The following is a 19,265-nucleotide window of genomic DNA, read 5'->3' on the forward strand; positions in this document are numbered from 1 at the left end:
AATTTCTCGCGAAATTGACCAACGTCATGGTCACCAGCCTGCGGGCAGTGGGCGGCCCTCGGCGAATCCCGCGGCGGACTGGATGCCGACCAGTGCACGCTCGTGGTACTCCGCCAGCGTGCGAGCCCCCGCGTAGGTGCAGGAGGAGCGCAGCCCGGAACTGATCTGGTCGAGCAGGTCCTCGACCCCGGGGTTCTGCGGATCCAGCCGCATTTGCGAGCTGGAGATGCCCTCCTCGAACAGGGCTTTGCGTGCCTGGTCGAACGCACTGTCGGTGCGGGTGCGGGCACCGACGGCGCGCTTGGAAGCCATCCCGAAGGACTCCTTGTAGGCGCGGCCGTGCTCATCGCGTTGCAGGTCCCCCGGCGACTCGTAGGTGCCCGCGAACCAGGAACCCACCATCACCGAGGCCGCCCCGGCCGCCAGCGCCAGCGCGACGTCACGCGGGTGCCGGATGCCGCCGTCGGCCCAGACGTGCTTGCCGAGCACCTTGGCCGCGGCGGCGCACTCGGCGACGGCGGAGAACTGCGGCCTGCCCACGCCGGTCATCATGCGCGTGGTGCACATCGCGCCGGGCCCGACACCCACCTTGATGATGTCGGCTCCGGCCTCGGCGAGATCGCGCACTCCCTCGGCGGTGACGACGTTGCCCGCCACGATCGGGACGCTCGGGCTCACCGAGCGGATGGCGTGCAGCGCGGAGATCATCTTTTCCTGGTGGCCGTGTGCGGTGTCGGCGACCAGCGTGTCGACACCCGCTTCCAGCAGGGCCGAGGCCTTCGCCGCGACATCACCGCTGACGCCCACCGCGGCGGCGACCCGAAGGGCGCCGTCGTTGTCCAGAGCAGGCGTGTAGATCTCGGTACGCAGTGCGCCCCGCCGGGTCATGATCCCGGCGAGCCGCCCCTCGGCGTCGACCGCGAGAGCAGCGTTCTTGGCCTGGCGATGCAGGCTCTCGAAAACCTCGCGCGGCTTGGTCTCCAGTGCCAGCACGACCGGCTCGCGGTCGGCCACCTCACCGACGCGGGCGAACCGATCCACACCCGTGCACGCCGCCTCGTCCACGATGCCCAGCGGATGATTGGCGTCGTCGACGATCACCACGGCACCGTGCGCACGCTTGTGCAGGAGGTTGATCGCGTCGGCCACCGCGTCGCCCTCGTGCAGCACCAGCGGGGTGTCCCAGACGGGATGACGGGACTTGACCCAGGAGACGATCTCGGTGACGGCCTCGGGAGCGACATCCTGCGGCAGTACCACGAGGCCACCCCGGCGCGCGACGGTCTCGGCCATCCGGCGACCGGCCACGGCGGTCATGTTGGCGACCACGATCGGCAGCGTCGTACCCGAACCATCGGTGGTGGACAGGTCCACGTCGAAGCGGGACTCGACGCCGGAGCGCCGGGGCGCGAGAAAGACGTCGTCGTAGGTCAGGTCGGTGGTGGGCTGCTGCCCGTTCAAGAACTGCACGAGAGTCCAGGATACCGGCTACCGCCACACTCGTCCCGGATTTCGGCGCCGATGCGAAGCTATACTACGAGTAGCTGAGTACCGAGGTGTGCGGAAGTACGCCGGGACTGCCCGTCGGTCCCCGCCGGAGGCGGGACCCCGGCCTCTGTTTATCCGAGCCCTTTTATCTGGCTTCGATGAACAGCAGGCGCGCTGCGTCGCCGAACTGCTCCAGGTAGCTGGCATCTCTTCGTTGATCGGCCAGCACTGATCCACAAGTGATATCCGGAAGCCACAGGAGCGGTTCGTCCGTACCTACGGCGAACGTGACGTGTAGCCCTTGTGAGATCAGCTTTTTTCGTCGGCATGCGTCCACCATGTCGACGTCGTGCCTGTCGTTTCGTGTCTGGCGTTTCGTGCCTGGCGAGCTTCGAACATGATGGTATCGGCACCTGCCTGTTCGAGCTCGGGAAGCAGAACTTCCATACATTTGCGTCGCCCCCGCTCGGCGCGAAGATGTGTCGCACGGCCGATGACGGACACACTCGCAAGGCCGAATGCACTGACAACCTTGACGCTCTCGTTTCGTCGCTGCTGTGGTTCCTTGTTCCAGTGCAGCTTTTCGCCGCCTTGCTGCAGGCCACGTAGCGTGGAACGGGTCTCTTCGGCATCGGCGAGGTCGACGATGTTGGCAGTGAGGATATAAACGCCGATGTTCAGGTCATACGACTCGTCGACGTAGGCGGCGAAGAACACCGGCGCACTACAGCGCAAACGTCAGTTCGAGATCAAGTTCGATCACCCGTTCGAGTGGACTTTCGCGAAGCAGGACTTGCTACGGCTCCTCGCCGCCGAGCTGGGGCTCGAAGGAGTGATAGCCGGAGTAGTTGCGGAAGAACCGGCTGTAGAGCTCGGAACCGTCGTCGAAGGTGGCGTCCTCGAGCTGCTTGACCTCCAGCACGTGCTTGAGCTTCCACGTCACGAGCTGGTGGTTCTCGTCCTCGTAGCTGATTTCGTGCTGCTTGCCGTACTCGCGGGCCTTCTCCAGGGCCTCTTCATCGGAATGCGCGGTGAGCAGCACGAACGATTCCTCGTAGAGCGGTTCGTAGTCGGCGGCATCCGAGGAGGACTCGATCACCAGCACGGCCATGTAGGACTCGGCTTCGGTGCTTGCGAACGCGCTGGGGCGATACTCGCGTGGATCGATCGTGCCCGGACCGATGTTGATCGAGCGCTGCTCTTCGCCGACGAGTTCGTCGGGCAGGTCGACGGTGTTCGGCTCGACGGACTCCGACTCATCGCCGAGGCCGCGAGGGTCCGACCCGGTGCCGGGATTGCTCATGTCTCCACTGTCTCACCCGGGCTCGTGGGCATGTGCGACCGGTGAGTGAACGGACCGTTCGTCTCTTCCATCGTGACGAACAGTCCGTTCACCTCGTTTCCGTTACCGGCCGGGGCGGGCCATGTCGAGCACGTCCAGCGCGGTGTCGAGCTGTTCGAGGGTGAGCTTCCCCGACTCGACGTGGCCGCGTTCCAGAACCACATCACGGATGGTCTTGCGGTCCTTGAGGGCCTGCTTGGCCACCGAGGCGGCTTCCTCGTAACCGATGTAGCGGTTGAGTGGAGTGACGATCGACGGCGAGCCCTCGGCGTACTCGCGAGCGCGTTCGGTATCGGCCTGCACACCGGCGAAGACCTTGTCGGCCAGCAACTGCGACACGGCGGCCAGCAGGCGTGCCGACTCCAGCACGTTGCGGGCGATGACCGGCAGGTTCACGTTGAGCTGGAAGTTGCCCTGCGATCCGGCGAAGGCCACCGCCGCATCGTTGCCGACGACCTGTGCCACGACCTGATGCGTGGCTTCCGGGATCACCGGATTGACCTTGCCCGGCATGATCGACGAACCCGGCTGCAGGTCCGGCAGCGCCAGCTCGGCCAGGCCGGTGCGCGGCCCCGAGCCCAGCCAGCGCAGATCGTTGGCGATCTTGTTCAGGCTCACCGCGACCGTGCGCAGGTTGCCGGACGTCTCCACGACGCCGTCCTGGGTGGCCTGCGCCTCGAAGTGGTTGCGAGCCTCGGTCAGCGGCAACCCGGTGATCCTTGCCAGCTCCTCGGAGACCGAAGCGCCGAAACTCTCGGGTGCGTTGAGCCCGGAGCCCACGGCGGTACCGCCGATCGGCAACTCACCCAGTCGCCCCAGCCCCGCACGCAGCCGCTCGATGCCGAAGCGCACCTGGGCCGCCCAGGCACCGGCTTCCTGCCCCAGGGTGATGGGTACGGCGTCCATCAGGTGAGTACGGCCGGACTTGACGACCTCGGCCCACTCCGCTGCGCGCCCCTCGATCACCTCTGCCAGGTGTTCCAGCGCCGGAATGGTGTCCGTCAGGACGGCCTCCGTCGCAGCGACGTGGATGGTCGTCGGGAAGGTGTCGTTGGACGATTGGGAGGCGTTGACGTGGTCGTTCGGGTGCACGTCGCGCCCGAGGGAGCGAGTGGCGAGGGTGGCGATGACCTCGTTGGCGTTCATGTTCGACGAGGTTCCCGACCCGGTCTGGAACACGTCGATCGGGAAGTGCTCGTCGTGGCGTCCCTCGGCGACCTCGTCGGCCGCGCCTGCGACCGCCTCGGCCAGGTCGGCATCGAGGACGCCGAGCTTGCCGTTCACCCGAGCGGCGGCGGCCTTGAGCAATCCCAGAGCGCGGATCTGGGCGCGCTCCAGTCCGCGGCCGGAGATGGGGAAGTTCTCCACGGCACGTTGGGTCTGTGCTCGGTACAGGGCCTTGGCGGGCACCTTGACCTCGCCCATGGTGTCGTGTTCGATCCGGTAGTCCTGTTCGGTCATGGCGAAAGTGTGGACCGTCGGGGGCGAGCGAGTCAGTATGGGTTGCGCCACGTTCCGCCGATGCCGGAGTTCGCCGAATTTCGGCGTCGGCGGTGGTCCTCCCGGCCGCGGGAGGACCACCGGAAAGCCGCATCAGGGGAGTACGCCCTGACGTGCCGGGGCTTCTCCGGTGTCGAAGTCGACGTCGGAGTACTCGCGCAGTTTGCCCAGCTTGTGTGAGCCCTCGACCAGGCGGACCGTCCCGGACTTCGACCGCATCATGAGCGACTGTGTGGTGGCGCGGTTGGCGCGGTAGTGCACGCCCCGCAGCAGGGCGCCGTCGGTGATCCCGGTGGCGCAGAAGAAGACGTTGTCGCCGCCCACCAGGTCCGAGGTGGTCAGGACCCGATCGAGGTCGTGGCCCGCCTGCTGGACCTGCTCCCGTTCCGCGTCGTCCTTGGGCCACAGCCGGGCCTGCAGCTCACCGTCCATGCACTTCAGCGCGCAGGCGGTGATGATGCCTTCGGGAGTACCGCCGATCCCCATCAGCATGTCCACCCCGCTGTCCGGCCGTGCCGCTGCGATGGCCCCTGCGACATCGCCGTCGGAGATGAACTGGATTCGCGCGCCCGCTTCGCGCACCTCGGAGGTCAGCTTCTCGTGCCGGGGCCGATCGAGGATGCAGACCGTCACGTCCGCGACGTCGATGTGCTTGGCCTTGGCGACCCGCCGAATGTTCTCCGCGACCGGTGCACTCAGATCGACGAGACCGGCGGCCTCCGGGCCGACGGCGAGCTTTTCCATGTAGAACACCGCGGAGGGGTCGAACATCGCGTGCCGCTCGGCGACCGCCAGCACGGCCAGCGCGTTCGGCATTCCCTTGCTCAGCAGGGTGGTGCCGTCGATCGGGTCCACGGCGACGTCGCATTCCGGACCGTTGTGGTTGCCGACCTCTTCGCCGTTGAACAGCATCGGCGCCTCGTCCTTCTCGCCTTCGCCGATGACGACGACACCGCGCATCGACACCGTGCCGATGAGCTTGCGCATGGCATCCACCGCCGCGCCGTCTCCGGAGTTCTTGTCACCGCGGCCGACCCAGCGGCCGGATGCCATCGCCGCGGCTTCGGTGACCCGGACCAGCTCCATCGCCAGGTTGCGATCCGGTGCCTCCGTCGAGGGAGTCTCGATGCTGGACGTGTTCATGGCGCCTCCCGGTGATGAGCAAGGATCATGGTGACTCGGTACTGGCGAGTCTCGGGCGGTGGTCGACGACTCGCCGCCGGCCCCCACTTGGTTGATCCGGATCTTCCCAGATCCACGCGGCCTGCGGCGGAGCCGCGTGGTCGAGGCCACTCCTGTCCGGCCGCCGGAGCGCGTATCGCGTCGTGGGTGAGAGCATGAGGGGCGTGGCTCAGCAGCGCAACCAGCAGGCGGAAGGTGGGAGTCCTGCCAGCGGCTCCACCCGCACCGTGCGATCGATGCTGCTCACGATGCTGCCGCTGATTCTGATCGTGCTCGGCATGGCCGGACTCACCGGCCGGTGTTCGTTCAGTCCGCTGGGACCCACCGTCCAACCCGGCTCGGCCCCCACCGTCGACGCGGCGGCGGAGCTGCGGAGTGCAGCCAGGCGGGTCGACTTTCCGGTGCTCGAGCCCCGGTTGCCGCAGGGATGGCGGGCGAACTCGGCCGATGTGCGCGGCGTCGGCTCCGGGCAGCGGGCTGTGCGGGTCGGCTGGCTGACCAGCGGGGGGCACTACATGCGCCTGTCGCAGTCCACCGCGCCGGAGTCCGAGCTGGTGGCTTTCGAGACCGAACGACCGCCACGTGCGCGGGGGATGGTCCGTGCGGCGGGGACCCGCTGGGTGGTTTACGACAGTGTGCGCTCGGAAAAGGCCTGGGTCGGCGAGCGCAACGGAGTGCGCCTGCTCATCACCGGCAGTGGTCCCGAGCGCGATTTCCGCACCCTGGCTCGAGCTGCCCTTTCGGCACCGGTCGTCACCCCGCAGCACTGACGCGGGGTGAAGTTTCCCCTGGAAACCGGTGCCTCTCTCCGGACACGCTCAGTCCCCCTCGAACCAGTACTGGTTGACCCGGGCCACCGCCTGCTCCTTGCTCAGTGCCTTGACCTCGCTCTCGGGGAGTCCGACACGGTTGATGAGCAGGTAGACCAGCGCGGGCGGGAGCGCTTCGGCGGCCGAGCGTGGCACGCCTCGGTCGGGCAGTACACCCTCGTCGACGCACGCCCGGAACTCCGCTTCCGAGACCCGGAGCTGATCGTCGAGGACGTGCTTCCACAGTGCGGGGCCGTACGTGTCGCGTTCCGGTGGGTGGGAGATCCGCGTGCGCAGGACCCGCCCGTCGGGAAGGGCGAGTTCGTAGGTGGTGTGCCGAGTGCCCGATCCGGTCCGTACGTCGCGCAGCGGCTGCCATCCTTCGGTGCGACAGAACCGCTCGTGGTCGGTGCGCGTGGGGTTCGAGTGTGTCACTCCGGAGTACCGACCAGCCATTCGCGCAGCTGGGAGTCATCGCTGAGTTCGATCAACTGCACCAATCCCCAGTTGTCCCGGTGTTGCGGTGAATCGAGCAGGCGTTCCTGCCAGTCGGTGGCGTACTCGCGCAGGGCGGTGATCATCTCCGCGACCGCTTCGTCGAACGAGGACCCGTCCGCGGCGACGGGATGCCCCGGCAGGAAGAGGGACCATCCGTCCGCTTCGGGTACCGCTTGGGCGCAGGCCGTTGTGGTGGCCGTGAGGAAACGCCGCAGTCGTTCACTGTCGATGACCGCTGCGGTGCTGGTGTCCCGGCGCACGGTGGCCACGTGGCCCTTCTCGGCCGCGTCGAGCAGATCCTTCAAGTGCGTACGCGCGTCGGTGTAGCTGTCGTAGTGCACTGCGGACATGGCGCCTCCCTGATTCGATTCCGATTCTGCACCGAAAAAGCCAAGTACGTCAAGTACTCGACGTACGTCGCAGTATGTGCCGCAGTGCCGAAGGTCGAACGGTGTGTACTTACTCGTCCTCGGTCGTCTCGACCGAGGCGAGGGCACGATCGACGCGTTCCCGTGCGCCTGCGAGATGGCGTTCGCAGGCGGCAGCCAGCGCCTCACCGCGCTCCCACAGCGCCAGCGAATCCTCCAGGGACAGGCCGCCCGCCTCCAGTTGCCGCACCACCTCGGCCAGCTCGTCACGGGCCTGTTCGTAATCGAGGTGAGCCACCTCGGGGTGCGCGGCCTCCGGATCGAACCCCTCGCTCGGCTGGTCCTGTTCACTCGTGGTCACGGGGTGGGATTCTCCAACCTGCTCGGTACGGACACCATTGCCGTGGCGATCGCCTGGTCGTACCCGACGAACGCATCGGCGAACTCGGCACCGTCGCCCTCACGCACGGCGTCGTTGATACGCAACTGTGCCTCGGCGACCCTACGTCGGTGCGTCGCACCGTGGCCGCACCACCATCGGGTACCGACATACAGCGAGGTCGCTTCCGCCAGTGCGCGCAGACGGGTGGGCATGGCCCGGCGTTCCGGAGACTCGCAGCCACCCAACAGCGCCGCCCAGCAACCCGCGGCCGTGGTGTTGGCCTCCTCGGCACGCTGCCGCACGGCGTGGAGGCTCTGGCGGCCGACCGGGTCGGAGAGAGCGGAGTCGGTGGGATCGGCCGACGATTTGGCGATGGCCACGGTCAACGGGAGGAAGGTGGGCTCCTGCTCCGGGTGCGGCACCACAAACCTCCGTGCTCGACTCTTCTTCGTGCCCGACTCTGTTCCGCCGATCGCCTCGAGGACGACTCCGCTCGGGGGCGAACCCGCCGACCCACTCGAGTTTAGGGGGCCGCGGAAGATTCTCCGGCGGTCTGTGATCCGCCCGACTCCTCGTCCTGTTGGTTGTGCGGCACGACCGCGTACACCGAACCGTCGGTGACACGCACGCGCAACCGGGTTCCCGGCGCGGCCTCGTCCACCGACCGCACCACCGAGGAACCGTGCGGCCCGATGCGTTGCACGATCGCGTACCCCCGAGCAAGAGTGGCCGCAGGACCGAGCGCGGTCAAGCGTGATCGAGTGGTGGCGAGTCGGTGTTGTTCGGCACTGAGTTCCGCGAGCACCGCCCGCTGGGATCGTTGCCGGAGCGCGCCGACCTGTTCGGCCCGGTGCTCCAGCGGCCCGTGCGGATCGGCCAGGGCGGGCCTGCTTCGCAACGAATCGAGCAGTCGACGCTCGTGTTCCACCCATCCCTGCAGTGCCCGCCGTGCCCGATCACGGAACTGGTGGATCCGCTGGGTTTCCTCGGCCACGTCGGGGACCACCCGCTTGCCCGCACCGGTGGGAGTGGAGCAGCGGACATCGGCGACGTGATCGAGCAGCGGGGAGTCGGGTTCGTGCCCGATCGCGCTCACGACCGGTGTGCCGCTGGCCGATACCGCTCGGCACAGCGTCTCGTCGGAGAATGCCAGCAGATCCTCGACACTGCCGCCGCCGCGCGCCAGCACGATGACGTCGACCTCGGGGTTGCGATCCAGCTCGTCGAGCGCGTCCAGGATCTGGGGGACGGCAGTGGACCCCTGTACGGCAACGTTGCGTACCTCGAAACGCACGGCGGGCCAGCGCAGTTGCGCATTGCTGAGCACGTCGTGCTCGGCTGCCGAGGCTCGCCCGGTCACCAATCCGATCCGGTTCGGCAGGAACGGCAGCGCGCGCTTGCGGGCGGGATCGAACAGACCCTCGGCCTTGAGGAGCTGTCGGAGGCGCTCGATTCTCGCCAGGAGCTCACCGATCCCGACGGAGCGAATTTCGTCGACCCGCAGGCTCAGCGTGCCGCGCCCCACGTAGAACGAGGGCTTGCCGTGCACGACGACGCGGCTGCCGTCGGTCAGCGGCGGGTCCATCTCGCGCAACAGATTCGACGAGCAGGTCAGGGTCAGCGACACGTCGGCCGACGGGTCACGCAGTGTCAGAAAAGCCGTCGCCGCACGAGGGCGCGCCGAGATCTGGGTGATCTGGCCCTCCACCCAGATCGTGCCGAGCCGGTTGATCCAGTCGGCGATCTTGCGGGACACCGTGCGTACCGGCCACGGTTCTTCGGGACTCGTCGGGGAAGTCAGGCTCTCTCCTCGGGACGCGTTGCGGATCCTGCTCACCACGGTTGCTCCTACTGCTGTGATGAGCTCACCCGGTCACTGTGCGCGCACGGTATCCAGGCGGCGCGAGAGCATCCGCAGGAATTCCCGGCGCTGGCCGTGCCCGCGTTCGTACTCGAGCAAATCGACCAGGTCGGATTCGGACAACCGGCGCAGCTTTCCACGAAGTTGGTGAATGCTCATCTGATCGTAGCCGGGCAGCACGCGCGTGGCCGGTCTGCCCGTTCCGGGGACCTGCTCCGTACGGTCGGCGCCGGACTCGCTGTCGCCTGCGCTCTCGTCCCGCTTCGTGGCCGGTTCCCGATCCTCGTCGAAAGTGGCCCACTCCGGTTGTGCCTGCGGCTTGTGCAGCCACCCCAGAGCCTCATCTCCCTTGATGGCGAACTCGGTGACCTGCTGCTGCAGTCGCATGGACAGTTGCAGGACCTGACTGGTGACGGTGATCGGTAGGCCGACGAGGTGCCCCGGGAGCTTTCGGGTCTGTTCCACTGCCGTGGCAGTGATCCCGGCCGCTACCCGCACCGGTAGGGAGAACCATCGCATACGCACCAGCGTGCCCCACATACGCTGTGGAAGCCATTGACGTGCGTGCCCACGTCCGGAGATCGTGCGAATCGGCCGAATCGGCCACTGCTGGACCGACCCCGATGGGTCGGCCAATGAGCTTGCTCGGCGGATCATCCGTACCCTGGGCACCATGACGAGTTCGTCCCAGGCCACCGACCATGCCGACCAGGGCCGTGCCGCTGCCGAACAGGCTGAACAGGCTGTGGCCCCGACTCCGGGGGGTGCGTCCGGCAAGCGCGTCCTGCTGGCCAAGCCCCGCGGCTACTGTGCCGGGGTCGATCGTGCCGTGGACACCGTCGAGAGAGCTCTGGAGACCTACGGTCCACCGGTCTACGTGCGCAAGGAGATCGTGCACAACCAGCATGTCGTGCAGACGCTGGAGAAGCGCGGTGTGATCTTCGTGGAGGAGACCGACGAGGTGCCGGAAGGCGCCCTCGTGGTGTTTTCCGCGCACGGGGTGTCGCCTGCCGTGCACGAGGAGGCGAACCGTCGGAACCTGCGCACGATCGACGCGACCTGCCCGCTGGTGACCAAGGTGCACAAGGAGGTCAACCGGTTCGCCAAGCAGGATTACGACATTCTGCTGATCGGTCACGAGGGCCACGAGGAAGTCGAGGGCACTTCCGGCGAGGCGCCGGACCGGGTGCAGTTGGTGGACAAGGCTTCCGACGTCGACAAGGTGGAGGTGCGCGATCCCTCCAAGGTGGTGTGGTTGTCGCAAACCACGCTGAGCGTGGACGAGACGATGGAGCGGGTCGACCAGCTCCAGGAGCGCTTCCCCGACCTGCAGGCGCCGCCGAGTGACGACATCTGCTACGCCACCTCCAACCGCCAGGTCGCGGTGAAGGCGATGGCCGCCGAGTGCGATCTCGTGCTCGTGGTCGGATCGCAGAACTCCTCGAACTCCAAACGTCTGGTCGAGGTTGCCCTGCAGGCGGGAGCCACGAGCGCCCACCTGATCGACTACGCCGACCACATCGACGAGTCGTGGCTGGACGGTGTCACCACGGTCGGTGTGACCAGCGGTGCCTCGGTGCCCGATGTTCTCGTGCTGCAGGTACTCGACTATCTGCAGGAGCGTGGCTGGGGTGAGGCCGAGGAGATCACCACGGCCAACGAGAAGATCTCCTTCGCACTACCGCGTGAGCTGCGCAAGGATCTCAGCGACAATCCGGACAGCCCACAAAGCGTTCGCTGAGCACGACCTCTCCCGGCACGGCTTCTCTCAGCACGGCCGACGTTCTTCGGCACGGCGTCTCTCGAGTGGAGTGCTACTCGCCCTCGCGACGCGGGCGACGTGGCCGCCGCGGGGGCTGCTCACCGCCGGACGACCGCTCCGGTGGTTTGGCCCGGCCCGGTGGTGCCGAACGTGGTCCGCTGCTCCGCTCCGGTGGAGTCGAGCGGTCACCACGTTCGGGGCGTGCCTCGCTGCCGCGTGCTCTGCCGGGTGGTTGGTTGCCTCGTGCTTGCCCCCCATTCGGGGGTTGTTCGCCGCGCGAGCGACCACGGGGCCGTCCGTTTTGCTCTCCCGGCGTCCGTCCACCCGCGGACTGCTCGCCTCGTTCCTGGCCGTGTGGGCGAGCCTTCCGGTTGTCCGAGGTGCCGCCTGCACCCACGCCCGGACGCGGACGCTGTTTGCCCGCTCCGGACGGTTTGCTCCGTCCCTCGGCGGCGCTGCCTCCGGTGTCACCACGGCGCTGCGGTCGTCCCGCAGCACGTTGCTCGGCCTCGGAGCCCGCCGCGGGAGTTCGCGACCCCCTGCCCTTACCCTGCGAGCGCTGCTTGCCCGCGGCTTCGGAGGGGCGTTTCGCGCCCTCGTCGGCTGCCTGCTTCCCACGGCCGCCTGCCGACTGTTCGCGCGAAGACCGATCGGCGCTCGATCGGGCCGCCTTCTTGGCGGTGGCCTCGGAATTCCCCTTGGAGCCTCGGCCTGCTCGACCGGCTGGTTTGCCGCTTTCCAGAACGAACATCCGCAGGAGTCCGACCCCCAGCACCACCCCCGTGGTCATGGCCATGGCGGGGAAACCCTTGATCAGAGGGCTTGCCACGGCGAGCACGAGCTCGGTCGTGCCCGCGTCTCGTGCGATACCGGATCCGACGGTCAGCACGATGATCGGCATGATGATCGCCAGCACCAGTGGCGGCTGCACCATGGGGCCGAAGAGGCTCCTGCGCCGGACGAGTGCGACAGCGAGCAGGCATCCGACGACATAGCAGGCGGTGAACAGGATCCCGGGCCGGTTCCAGATCAGCACGTCCAGCAGGGTGCCCAGCGCGGTCAGGAGCGTGGCCAGGACAACCGCGCCCCACCAGGGCATGCCACGGGTGCCACCGAAGACGGAGCTTTCCGCCCAGTCGGTGTCGTCCCCGTCAGGGCCGCCGGTGGCGGGACTGGAGGTGCTCTGGTGCTCGGGTAAGGCGGTCACGGGTACAACGGTAACGGTCCCGGCACCGGGGTACCGACATGTCTCGGTGGAGCCGCGGGATTGTCCGGGGGTGTGGGTCTTCACCCACGGGTTTCGCTCGCCGCGGGCAACCGCCGATCGTCGCGGACGAACCGGTTCGGAGCGCTGGTGCTGTGCGAGGGGCCGGGCCTCAGTGCTGCTCCCCCGTGCTGTTCACAAGCCCGTCCTCGTCGCGGCGTACCTCGGTGAGGGCGGTGGCACTGCCCGCCGTTTCGACCAGGGGCTGCATGGCGCTGCGGAGCGATTCGAGCGCGTCGAGTTCGCGGCGGCGGGCGGAGACGAACCGCTGCAGGTGCGTACTGGAGAGGTTCACCGCCTCGACCGCACCGGAGGCGGCGCGCTGTGCCCGGACTGCCTGCGAGCGCACCTGCTCGATGTCCTCGGCGATGGTGCTTTCGGTGACCGCGAACATCGCGGCGGAGGCCAACACGGCGAATCCCGTCGGTCCGCAGAGAAAAATCCGCTTGTCGAGCAGCCACGACAGCAGTTGCGGGTCGGTGTCGAGCGCTGCGACCACAGCCGCGTCCGAGGGCACGAACATGATCGTGCCGTAGATCGCGTCCGCCCACCGCTGGTATCCCTTGCCCGCGAGGTCGGTCGCACGGGAGCGGATGTTGCGCACGTGCACGCGGAGCGCCTCGCGGCGTTCCTCGGGATCGTCGGTTTCCATCGCCTCGGCCCAGACGGCCAGGCTGGCTTTGGCGTCCACCGGAACCCGGCGATCACCGCCGACGGTGAGGACCATGTCCGGCCGCGCCGATCCGCCACCGGCGAGGTCGGTTTGCTGGGTGAAGTGCACGCCTTCGCGCAGTCCCAGTGAGCGCGCCGTTTCGATCAGCACCTGTTCGCCGAGTTCGCCTCGCCCGGTGATCGAGGCGAAGGCGACCTCGTAGCGGCGCAGCGCCGCCTGTTGCTCCACCGTGCGCGCTCGTTCCGCCTCCACCATGCGCAATGCCTCGTCGGCACGTCGCGCGCTGTCGGTGTGGAGACGCCAGATCAGCGCCAGCGCGGCCGCGAACAACAACGTCAGCACGATGACGCCGATGGCGAGGATTCCCGAACCCACATGTGCTCCGTTCGCCGGTGCGTTCTCCACTCCCGATCATGACGGAAAAGACCGGCGGCACGCCGCGTGTGGGGTGTCGACACGCCGGGGAGGACCGGACGGTGGTGGTGTTGATCGATGCCGATAGCTTGTCCGGCATGCGGGTGCTGCACACCTCCGACTGGCACATCGGCCGGACCTTCCACGGCCGCGACCTGTTGGCGGATCAGGAAGCCGTGCTGTCCGGCCTGGCCGACATGGTTTCCGACGAGCGGATCGACGTCGTGGTGATCGCCGGTGATCTGTACGACCGGGCCATGCCCGCCGGTGAGGCGGTGGAGACGTGCATGCGGGTGCTGCGACGTCTCCGGCAGGCCGGTGCACAGTTGGTGGTCACCCCCGGCAATCACGACTCCGCCGCGCGAGTCGGGACGTTCGCCGACTTCGCCGCAGCCGGTGGCCTGCATCTGCGCACCAGGATTTCCGGCCTGCACGAGCCCGTGGTGATCGACGACGAGCACGGTCCGGTGGCGTTCTACGGCATCCCGTACCTGGAGCCGGACCCCGCTCGGCAGGCGCTGGAATCGACCGGCGATCGGGTTCCCGGCGCGGGTGCGGTGGAGACACGGGGACATGCGGCGGTACTCACCGAAGCCATGAACCGGATCGGTGCGGAACTGTCCGGACGGGCCGAGCAGACCCGCTCCGTCGTTCTCGCGCACGCGTTCGTCACCGGTGGGCAGGGCAGCGAGTCGGAACGCCGCATCGCCGTCGGCGGTGTCGAGCAGGTGCCGGGCCCGGTCTTCGACGGTGTCGACTACGTGGCACTCGGGCATCTCCACGGCCCCCAGCGCCTCGACGAGCACCTGCGCTACTCGGGCAGTCCGCTGGCGTACTCGTTCTCCGAGGCAGCGCACCACAAGTCGGTGTGGCTGGTCGACCTCGACGCCGGCGGGCTCGCCGGTGTCGAGCGCAGGGAACTGCCGGTGCCCCGCAGGCTGGCCACGGTCCACGGCCGGATCGAGGACCTGCTCACCGAGCCCGAGCACACCGCTGTCGAGGACTGCTACCTGTCGGCGACGCTGACCGACGAGGTCCGGCCGATCGAGGCGATGCGGCGGCTCCAGCGACGCTTTCCCCATGCCGTGCACCTGGAGTGGAAACCCGAGGGCGGCCGTGCGACCGCGCCACTGCGCTACTCCGAGGCGGTCAGAGGGCGCGATGACCAGGCCCTCGCCGACGGGTTCGTCGCCGACTGCCGGGGTGCGGAGCCGAACGAGTCGGAGCGTGCGCTGCTGGCCGAAGCGTTGCGTGCCGTGCGAGCCACGGAGAGCACGAAAACGGGGAGGCGGTCATGAGGCTGCATCGCCTGGAAATCACCGCCTTCGGCCCCTACAGCGGGCACGAGGTGGTGGACTTCGACGCGCTCGGTGCGGACGGTCTGTTCCTGCTGCACGGGGACACCGGAGCGGGCAAGACGACCCTGCTCGATGCGGTCGCCTTCGCCCTCTACGGGACGGTGCCCGGGGCGCGGGGGCAGGGCAAACAACAGTTGCGCTGCGACACCGCCGACGCCGATGTCCCCACTTCGGTCAGCCTGGAACTGACGGTGCAGGGCCACCGGCTGCGGATCCGGCGCAGCCCCGAATACCAGCGCCCGAAGAAGAAGGGTGACGGGTACACCGAGCAGAAGGCCAAGGCATCGCTGACCTGGGTGGGCGAACCGCCGAGTGGGGAGGCCCCCGAGGGACTGACCCGCATCGACGAGATCGCGCGCACCGTATACCGGCTGCTGGGAATGGATCATCACCAGTTCTTCCAGGTGGTGCTGCTGCCGCAGGGCGAGTTCGCGAAGTTCCTGCGCGCCGACACCGAGGAACGCGCGAAGCTGTTGGAAAAGCTGTTCGGCACGCAGCGCTTCACCGACGTGGAGCGCTGGTTCACCGAACGCCGCAAGGAACGCAGGCGCGAGCTGCAGGAGCAGACCCAGGAGGCCCGGAAGCTGCTCGCCCGTGTGTCCCAGGAGGCGGGCACGACGGAACCGGACGAGGGGGAGGACGAGCAGAGCTGGCTGGAGGAGCTGGAAAAGCGCCTGACCGGGGAGCAGGAAGAGGCACAGGCCGAACAGAGCCGGTTGCGTCGTGTGCGGGAGGACGCCGAGGCGACCCTGACCGCACGCCGTGAGCTGGCCGACCGGGTCCGCCGCAAGCGTGCGGCGACAGCCGAACTCACCGGGATCGCCGAGCACCGCGAGCAGCACCGGGCGTGGCGCGCCGAACTCGACGCCGCTCAGCGGGCGATTCCGGTGCTCACCGTGCGGCAGGCAACCCGGGAGGCCACCGCCGAACACGAGCGGGCCGCCGAGGAAGTCACCGTCGCCTCCGCCCGGTGCGTGGGCGTGGACACCAGTGCCGAGCTCCCCGAGCTGCGCTCGACGGCGGGGCGCTACCGGGAAGAGGCCGGAGCGCTCGCGCAACTCGTTTCCGAGGCGCGGCAGCAGGACACCGACCGGCAACGACTCGCCGAGCTCGCCGACGGCATCGACACCGACGCCCGAGCGGACGCAGCGCTTGCCGAGCAGCAGGAGGGGCTTCCCGAACGGATCACCGGCGCACGTCAGGACCTCGACGAGGCCAGGAGGGCCGCGGCACGGCAGGAGACCGTGGCCGCGCGGGTGGACGAACTGGGCGCGTTGCTGACGGACGCGCGCGAGCTGCCCGCCGCCGAGGAACACCTCAACCGGATGCGCACCCGGGCGCAGGAGGCCGTGGACGAACATCAGCGGCTGCGTGAGCATCTGCATGCTCTCCGGGAACGGCGACTGGCCGGGATGGCCGCCGAACTCGCCGAGGGGCTGCAATCGGGCAGCCCGTGTCCCGTGTGTGGCTCGGCCACGCATCCCGAACCGGGCCTGCCGGTTGCCGAACCGGTCAGCGCGGAGCAGGAAAAGCAGGCGCAGGCCGACGAGCAGGCGGCGCATGCCCGCCGCGAGGAGGCAGGCGCCCTGGCGCAGCAGGCGCAGCAGACGTGCGAGCGGCTTCGTGAACGGCTCGGCGAGTACACCGAATCCGGGGCGCGCGCCGAGCTCGCAGAAGCCACGGCCGAGCGCGACACCCTGCGTGCGCAGGCCGCACAGGAGCAGCACCACGCCGATCGGCTCGCCGAGCTGGAAGCCTCCACCGAGCGTCTCACCACCGAGCGCGGTGAACTCGCCGCCCGCATGGCCGCGTCCCGCTCCGAGCACACCACCCTGACGGCCACCGTCGAGGAACGCGAACACCGCCTGCGGCGGGCTCGGGGTGATTTCGGCAGTGTCGCCGAACGCCGTGAACACCTGCTCGACCTGGTCGCACGCATCGATCGGCTCGTCGAGGCAACGACCGCCCGCGATGACGCCCGGAGCCGTGCCGAACAGCAACGGACTGCGCTGTGGAAAGCGGCCACCGAAGCCGGTTTCGACGATGTCGAGGCGGCACTGGACGCCGAGCGCGGCCAGGATCGCCGTGCGGGGCTGAGCGAGTCCCTGGCCGAGGTCGAGCGACGCGAGGCGGCCGCGCAGGCGACGGTGGCGGAGCTGTCCGACGTGGATGACGACACCGAGGTGGACCTCGTGGGGGCCGACGAGGCGGCTGCCGCTGCCCGGGATGCCGCGGAGCGGGCCGCCGCGGTCGCCACCGGTGCCGAGCAGCGCAGGAACAGCGTCGCGGAGCTCGCGGAGAAGTTGCGCCGCACCTGGGCGGAACTCGGTCCGGTACACGCCGAGTTCGCCGAGCTCGATGCCCTGACCGACGTGGTCAACGGCCACGGGCAGAACGCACGGAAGATGACGTTGCGCTCCTACGTGCTGGCCGCCCGCCTCGAAGAGGTCGCCGTGGCCGCCACGCACCGGCTGCAGCGCATGAGCGCGGGGCGCTACTCGTTCGTGCACACCGACGCCGCCGGGATGCGCGGAACCAGGGGCGGGCTCGGGCTGGACGTGCTGGACGACTATTCGGGCCTGACCCGGCCGACCAAGACCCTCTCCGGCGGAGAGTCGTTCCTGGCCTCGTTGTCCCTGGCGCTGGGCCTGGCCGATGTGGTGGCGGCCGAGACCGGGGGTGCGCTGCTGGACACGTTGTTCATCGACGAGGGCTTCGGCACGCTCGATGCGGCAACGCTGGATCTGGTGATGGACACGCTGGACGAGTTGCGCGCCGGTGGCCGTGTCGTCGGGCTCGTCTCGCACGTCGAGGAGATGCGCCAGCGCATCGGCGTCCGGCTGCGGGTTCGTGCCTCGCGGAGCGGTTCCACGCTGGCAATCGAGTCGTAATCGAGACCGCGTATCGGGCGCTGTGTCCCGACACCCGGATTCGGGCGTGCGTAGGGTGGCGGCGAAGGAGTCCCCGGTTGCTAGGGAGGTCACCGCATGTCCGAGATCGCTCGCACGCTCGACGTCAATGACCCGGATCGACGTCGTGGACACATCGTCGACAACCTGGTCGAGGCTTTTTCGGACCTGATGGAAGCCGCGCCCGTGGCGTTTCGCACCAAGTTCCGCAAGATGGCTGCCTCACCTTTCGCGTTCTACCGGGGCAGTGCCTGCCTCTTCTATGCCGACGTGGCCCGCCTGAAGGATCCGTGGGCCGACGAGCGCACCAGCCGGGTGTGGATCCAGGGCGATCTGCATGCGGAGAACTTCGGCACCTACATGGACGACGAGGGCGTGCTCGTCTTCGACGTCAACGACTTCGACGAGGCCTACCTCGGTCACTTCACCTGGGACCTGCAGCGCTTCGCGGCCAGTATCGCCCTGCTGGGGTGGAGCAAGGCACTGTCGGACGCCGACATCGACGAGTTCGTGCGCACGGCCACGCACGCCTACATCGACCAGGTGCGCCGCTTCGCCAAGGGCGAGCAGGATGCCGCGTTCTCGCTGAACCTGACCACGACCGACGGGCCGATTCACGAGGTGCTGCAGAAGGCGCGCCTGCGCAGCAGGCAGGCGCTGCTCGACGCGGAGACCGAGACCGAGGGCTACGACCGCCGCTTCCGCAACGGAGTGGGCGTTCGCCGCCTCGACGAGCAGGAACACGCGCGAGTGATCGAGGCCTTCCGGCGGTATCTGGAGACGATCCCCCAGGACAAGAAGATGCGCGAGGTCGCCTACACGGTCAAGGACGTGGTCGCCCGCAGCGGCTTCGGCATCGGCAGCGCCGGGCTTCCTGCCTACAGCATCCTGATCGAGGGCGAGAACGAGGCTCTGGAAAACGACATCCTGCTGTCCATGAAGCAGGGCAACGTGGCCGCGCCGTCGCGGGTCATCCCCGACGAGAGCATCCGCCGGTATTTCCGGCACCATGGCCAGCGCACCGCCCTGTCCCAGCGGGCCCTGCAGGCCCACGCAGACGCACTGCTCGGCTACACCGAGCTGGACGGAGTCGGCTACGTCGTCTCCGAGGTGTCGCCGTATGTGTCCGATTTGGACTGGACCGAGCTGACCGAGCCGGAGGACATTCTTCCCGTGCTGGACTACCTCGGCAGGGCGGTGGCCAAGGCACACTGCGTGTCCGACGCCGACTCGGACCAGAATCTCGTGCCGATCAGCACCGAGGCCGCCATTTCCGAGATCGTCGACGGCCACGACGAGGACTTCACCAAGTGGCTGTGCGACTTCGCCCGTGACTACGCCGACGTGGTCCGCGACGATCACCGCCTGTTCGTCGACGCTTTCCGCAACGGTGAGATTCCCGGAGTCAGTTCCACGCGGACGAGCTGATCACCGAGCCCGTGCACTCCGGCCGGG

Annotated in this window: 18 protein-coding genes; 5 read left to right on the forward strand and 13 right to left on the reverse strand. The window is 68.4% G+C overall.

Annotation, left to right across the window (positions count from 1 at the left end):
* Positions 1-30 precede the first annotated feature (30 nt).
* The 5 genes from JOF55_RS14520 to glpX all read right to left on the reverse strand — a co-directional run bounded on the left by JOF55_RS14520 (position 31) and on the right by glpX (position 5,473).
* Positions 31-1,470, reverse strand: a complete 1,440-nt coding sequence (locus tag JOF55_RS14520; protein WP_310274512.1) for a GuaB1 family IMP dehydrogenase-related protein — start codon at positions 1,468-1,470, stop codon at positions 31-33.
* 327 nt (positions 1,471-1,797) lie between these two features.
* Entirely contained in the window at positions 1,798-2,205 is a 408-nt protein-coding gene (locus tag JOF55_RS14525; RefSeq protein ID WP_310274514.1) for a hypothetical protein, read from the reverse strand.
* Positions 2,206-2,284: 79 nt separating this feature from the next.
* Complete coding sequence (locus tag JOF55_RS14530; protein ID WP_310274516.1) at positions 2,285-2,791, reverse strand: DUF4288 domain-containing protein; 507 nt, start codon at positions 2,789-2,791, stop codon at positions 2,285-2,287.
* Positions 2,792-2,893: 102 nt separating this feature from the next.
* Complete coding sequence (locus JOF55_RS14535; RefSeq protein ID WP_310274518.1) at positions 2,894-4,291, reverse strand: class II fumarate hydratase; 1,398 nt, start codon at positions 4,289-4,291, stop codon at positions 2,894-2,896.
* 132 nt (positions 4,292-4,423) lie between these two features.
* Positions 4,424-5,473, reverse strand: a complete 1,050-nt coding sequence (gene glpX, locus JOF55_RS14540) for a class II fructose-bisphosphatase (protein ID WP_310274519.1) — start codon at positions 5,471-5,473, stop codon at positions 4,424-4,426.
* Between the two features lie 194 nt (positions 5,474-5,667).
* On the opposite strand from glpX, the gene JOF55_RS14545 reads away from it, so the two are divergent.
* Complete coding sequence (locus JOF55_RS14545; protein ID WP_310274521.1) at positions 5,668-6,282, forward strand: DUF4245 domain-containing protein; 615 nt, start codon at positions 5,668-5,670, stop codon at positions 6,280-6,282.
* 48 nt (positions 6,283-6,330) lie between these two features.
* Here JOF55_RS14545 and JOF55_RS14550 read toward each other — a convergent pair whose 3' ends face one another.
* The 6 genes from JOF55_RS14550 to JOF55_RS14575 form a co-directional block, all read right to left on the reverse strand.
* Positions 6,331-6,756, reverse strand: coding sequence for a cytotoxic translational repressor of toxin-antitoxin stability system (locus JOF55_RS14550; protein WP_310274523.1), 426 nt, complete (start codon positions 6,754-6,756; stop codon positions 6,331-6,333).
* Positions 6,753-7,169 (reverse strand): RelB antitoxin-like protein, encoded by a 417-nt coding sequence (locus JOF55_RS14555; protein WP_310274526.1) that lies wholly within the window; start codon positions 7,167-7,169, stop codon positions 6,753-6,755. Before JOF55_RS14555 ends, JOF55_RS14550 begins: the two co-directional genes overlap by 4 nt.
* A gap of 109 nt (positions 7,170-7,278) precedes the next feature.
* Positions 7,279-7,548 (reverse strand): exodeoxyribonuclease VII small subunit, encoded by a 270-nt coding sequence (locus tag JOF55_RS14560; RefSeq protein ID WP_310274528.1) that lies wholly within the window; start codon positions 7,546-7,548, stop codon positions 7,279-7,281.
* Positions 7,545-7,991 carry a hypothetical protein gene (locus tag JOF55_RS14565; RefSeq protein ID WP_310274529.1) on the reverse strand — a complete coding sequence of 149 codons (447 nt, stop codon included), beginning with the start codon at positions 7,989-7,991 and terminating at the stop codon, positions 7,545-7,547. Before JOF55_RS14565 ends, JOF55_RS14560 begins: the two co-directional genes overlap by 4 nt.
* Before the next feature lie 101 nt (positions 7,992-8,092).
* Positions 8,093-9,406, reverse strand: coding sequence for an exodeoxyribonuclease VII large subunit (xseA, locus tag JOF55_RS14570; RefSeq protein WP_374727503.1), 1,314 nt, complete (start codon positions 9,404-9,406; stop codon positions 8,093-8,095).
* 36 nt (positions 9,407-9,442) lie between these two features.
* Positions 9,443-9,949, reverse strand: a complete 507-nt coding sequence (locus tag JOF55_RS14575) for a lipid droplet-associated protein (protein ID WP_310274534.1) — start codon at positions 9,947-9,949, stop codon at positions 9,443-9,445.
* Positions 9,950-10,103: 154 nt separating this feature from the next.
* Here JOF55_RS14575 and JOF55_RS14580 point away from each other — a divergent pair, with 154 nt between their 5' ends.
* Positions 10,104-11,171 (forward strand): 4-hydroxy-3-methylbut-2-enyl diphosphate reductase, encoded by a 1,068-nt coding sequence (locus JOF55_RS14580; protein WP_310274536.1) that lies wholly within the window; start codon positions 10,104-10,106, stop codon positions 11,169-11,171.
* 73 nt (positions 11,172-11,244) lie between these two features.
* On the opposite strand, the gene JOF55_RS14585 is transcribed toward JOF55_RS14580, so the two are convergent.
* Complete coding sequence (locus JOF55_RS14585; protein WP_310274538.1) at positions 11,245-12,399, reverse strand: DUF6542 domain-containing protein; 1,155 nt, start codon at positions 12,397-12,399, stop codon at positions 11,245-11,247.
* A 169-nt stretch (positions 12,400-12,568) separates the two neighbouring features.
* The gene (locus JOF55_RS14590) at positions 12,569-13,504 is read right to left on the reverse strand and encodes a DNA recombination protein RmuC (RefSeq protein ID WP_310274540.1); all 936 of its coding nucleotides are present in this window, start codon (positions 13,502-13,504) and stop codon (positions 12,569-12,571) included.
* Between the two features lie 137 nt (positions 13,505-13,641).
* Here JOF55_RS14590 and JOF55_RS14595 point away from each other — a divergent pair, with 137 nt between their 5' ends.
* The 3 genes from JOF55_RS14595 (at position 13,642) to JOF55_RS14605 (ending at position 19,238) form a co-directional block, all read left to right on the forward strand.
* Entirely contained in the window at positions 13,642-14,841 is a 1,200-nt protein-coding gene (locus JOF55_RS14595; RefSeq protein ID WP_374727504.1) for an exonuclease SbcCD subunit D, read from the forward strand.
* A complete protein-coding gene (locus tag JOF55_RS14600; protein ID WP_310274544.1) occupies positions 14,838-17,792 on the forward strand; it encodes an AAA family ATPase in 2,955 nt (984 codons plus the stop codon). The genes JOF55_RS14595 and JOF55_RS14600 overlap by 4 nt, the downstream gene beginning before the upstream one ends.
* Before the next feature lie 96 nt (positions 17,793-17,888).
* On the forward strand, positions 17,889-19,238 hold the full coding sequence (locus JOF55_RS14605) for a DUF2252 domain-containing protein (RefSeq protein WP_310274546.1): 1,350 nt from the start codon (positions 17,889-17,891) through the stop codon (positions 19,236-19,238).
* Positions 19,239-19,265 lie beyond the last annotated feature (27 nt).

The organism is Haloactinomyces albus (assembly GCF_031458135.1).
Taxonomy (GTDB): Bacteria; Actinomycetota; Actinomycetes; order Mycobacteriales; family Pseudonocardiaceae; genus Haloactinomyces; species Haloactinomyces albus.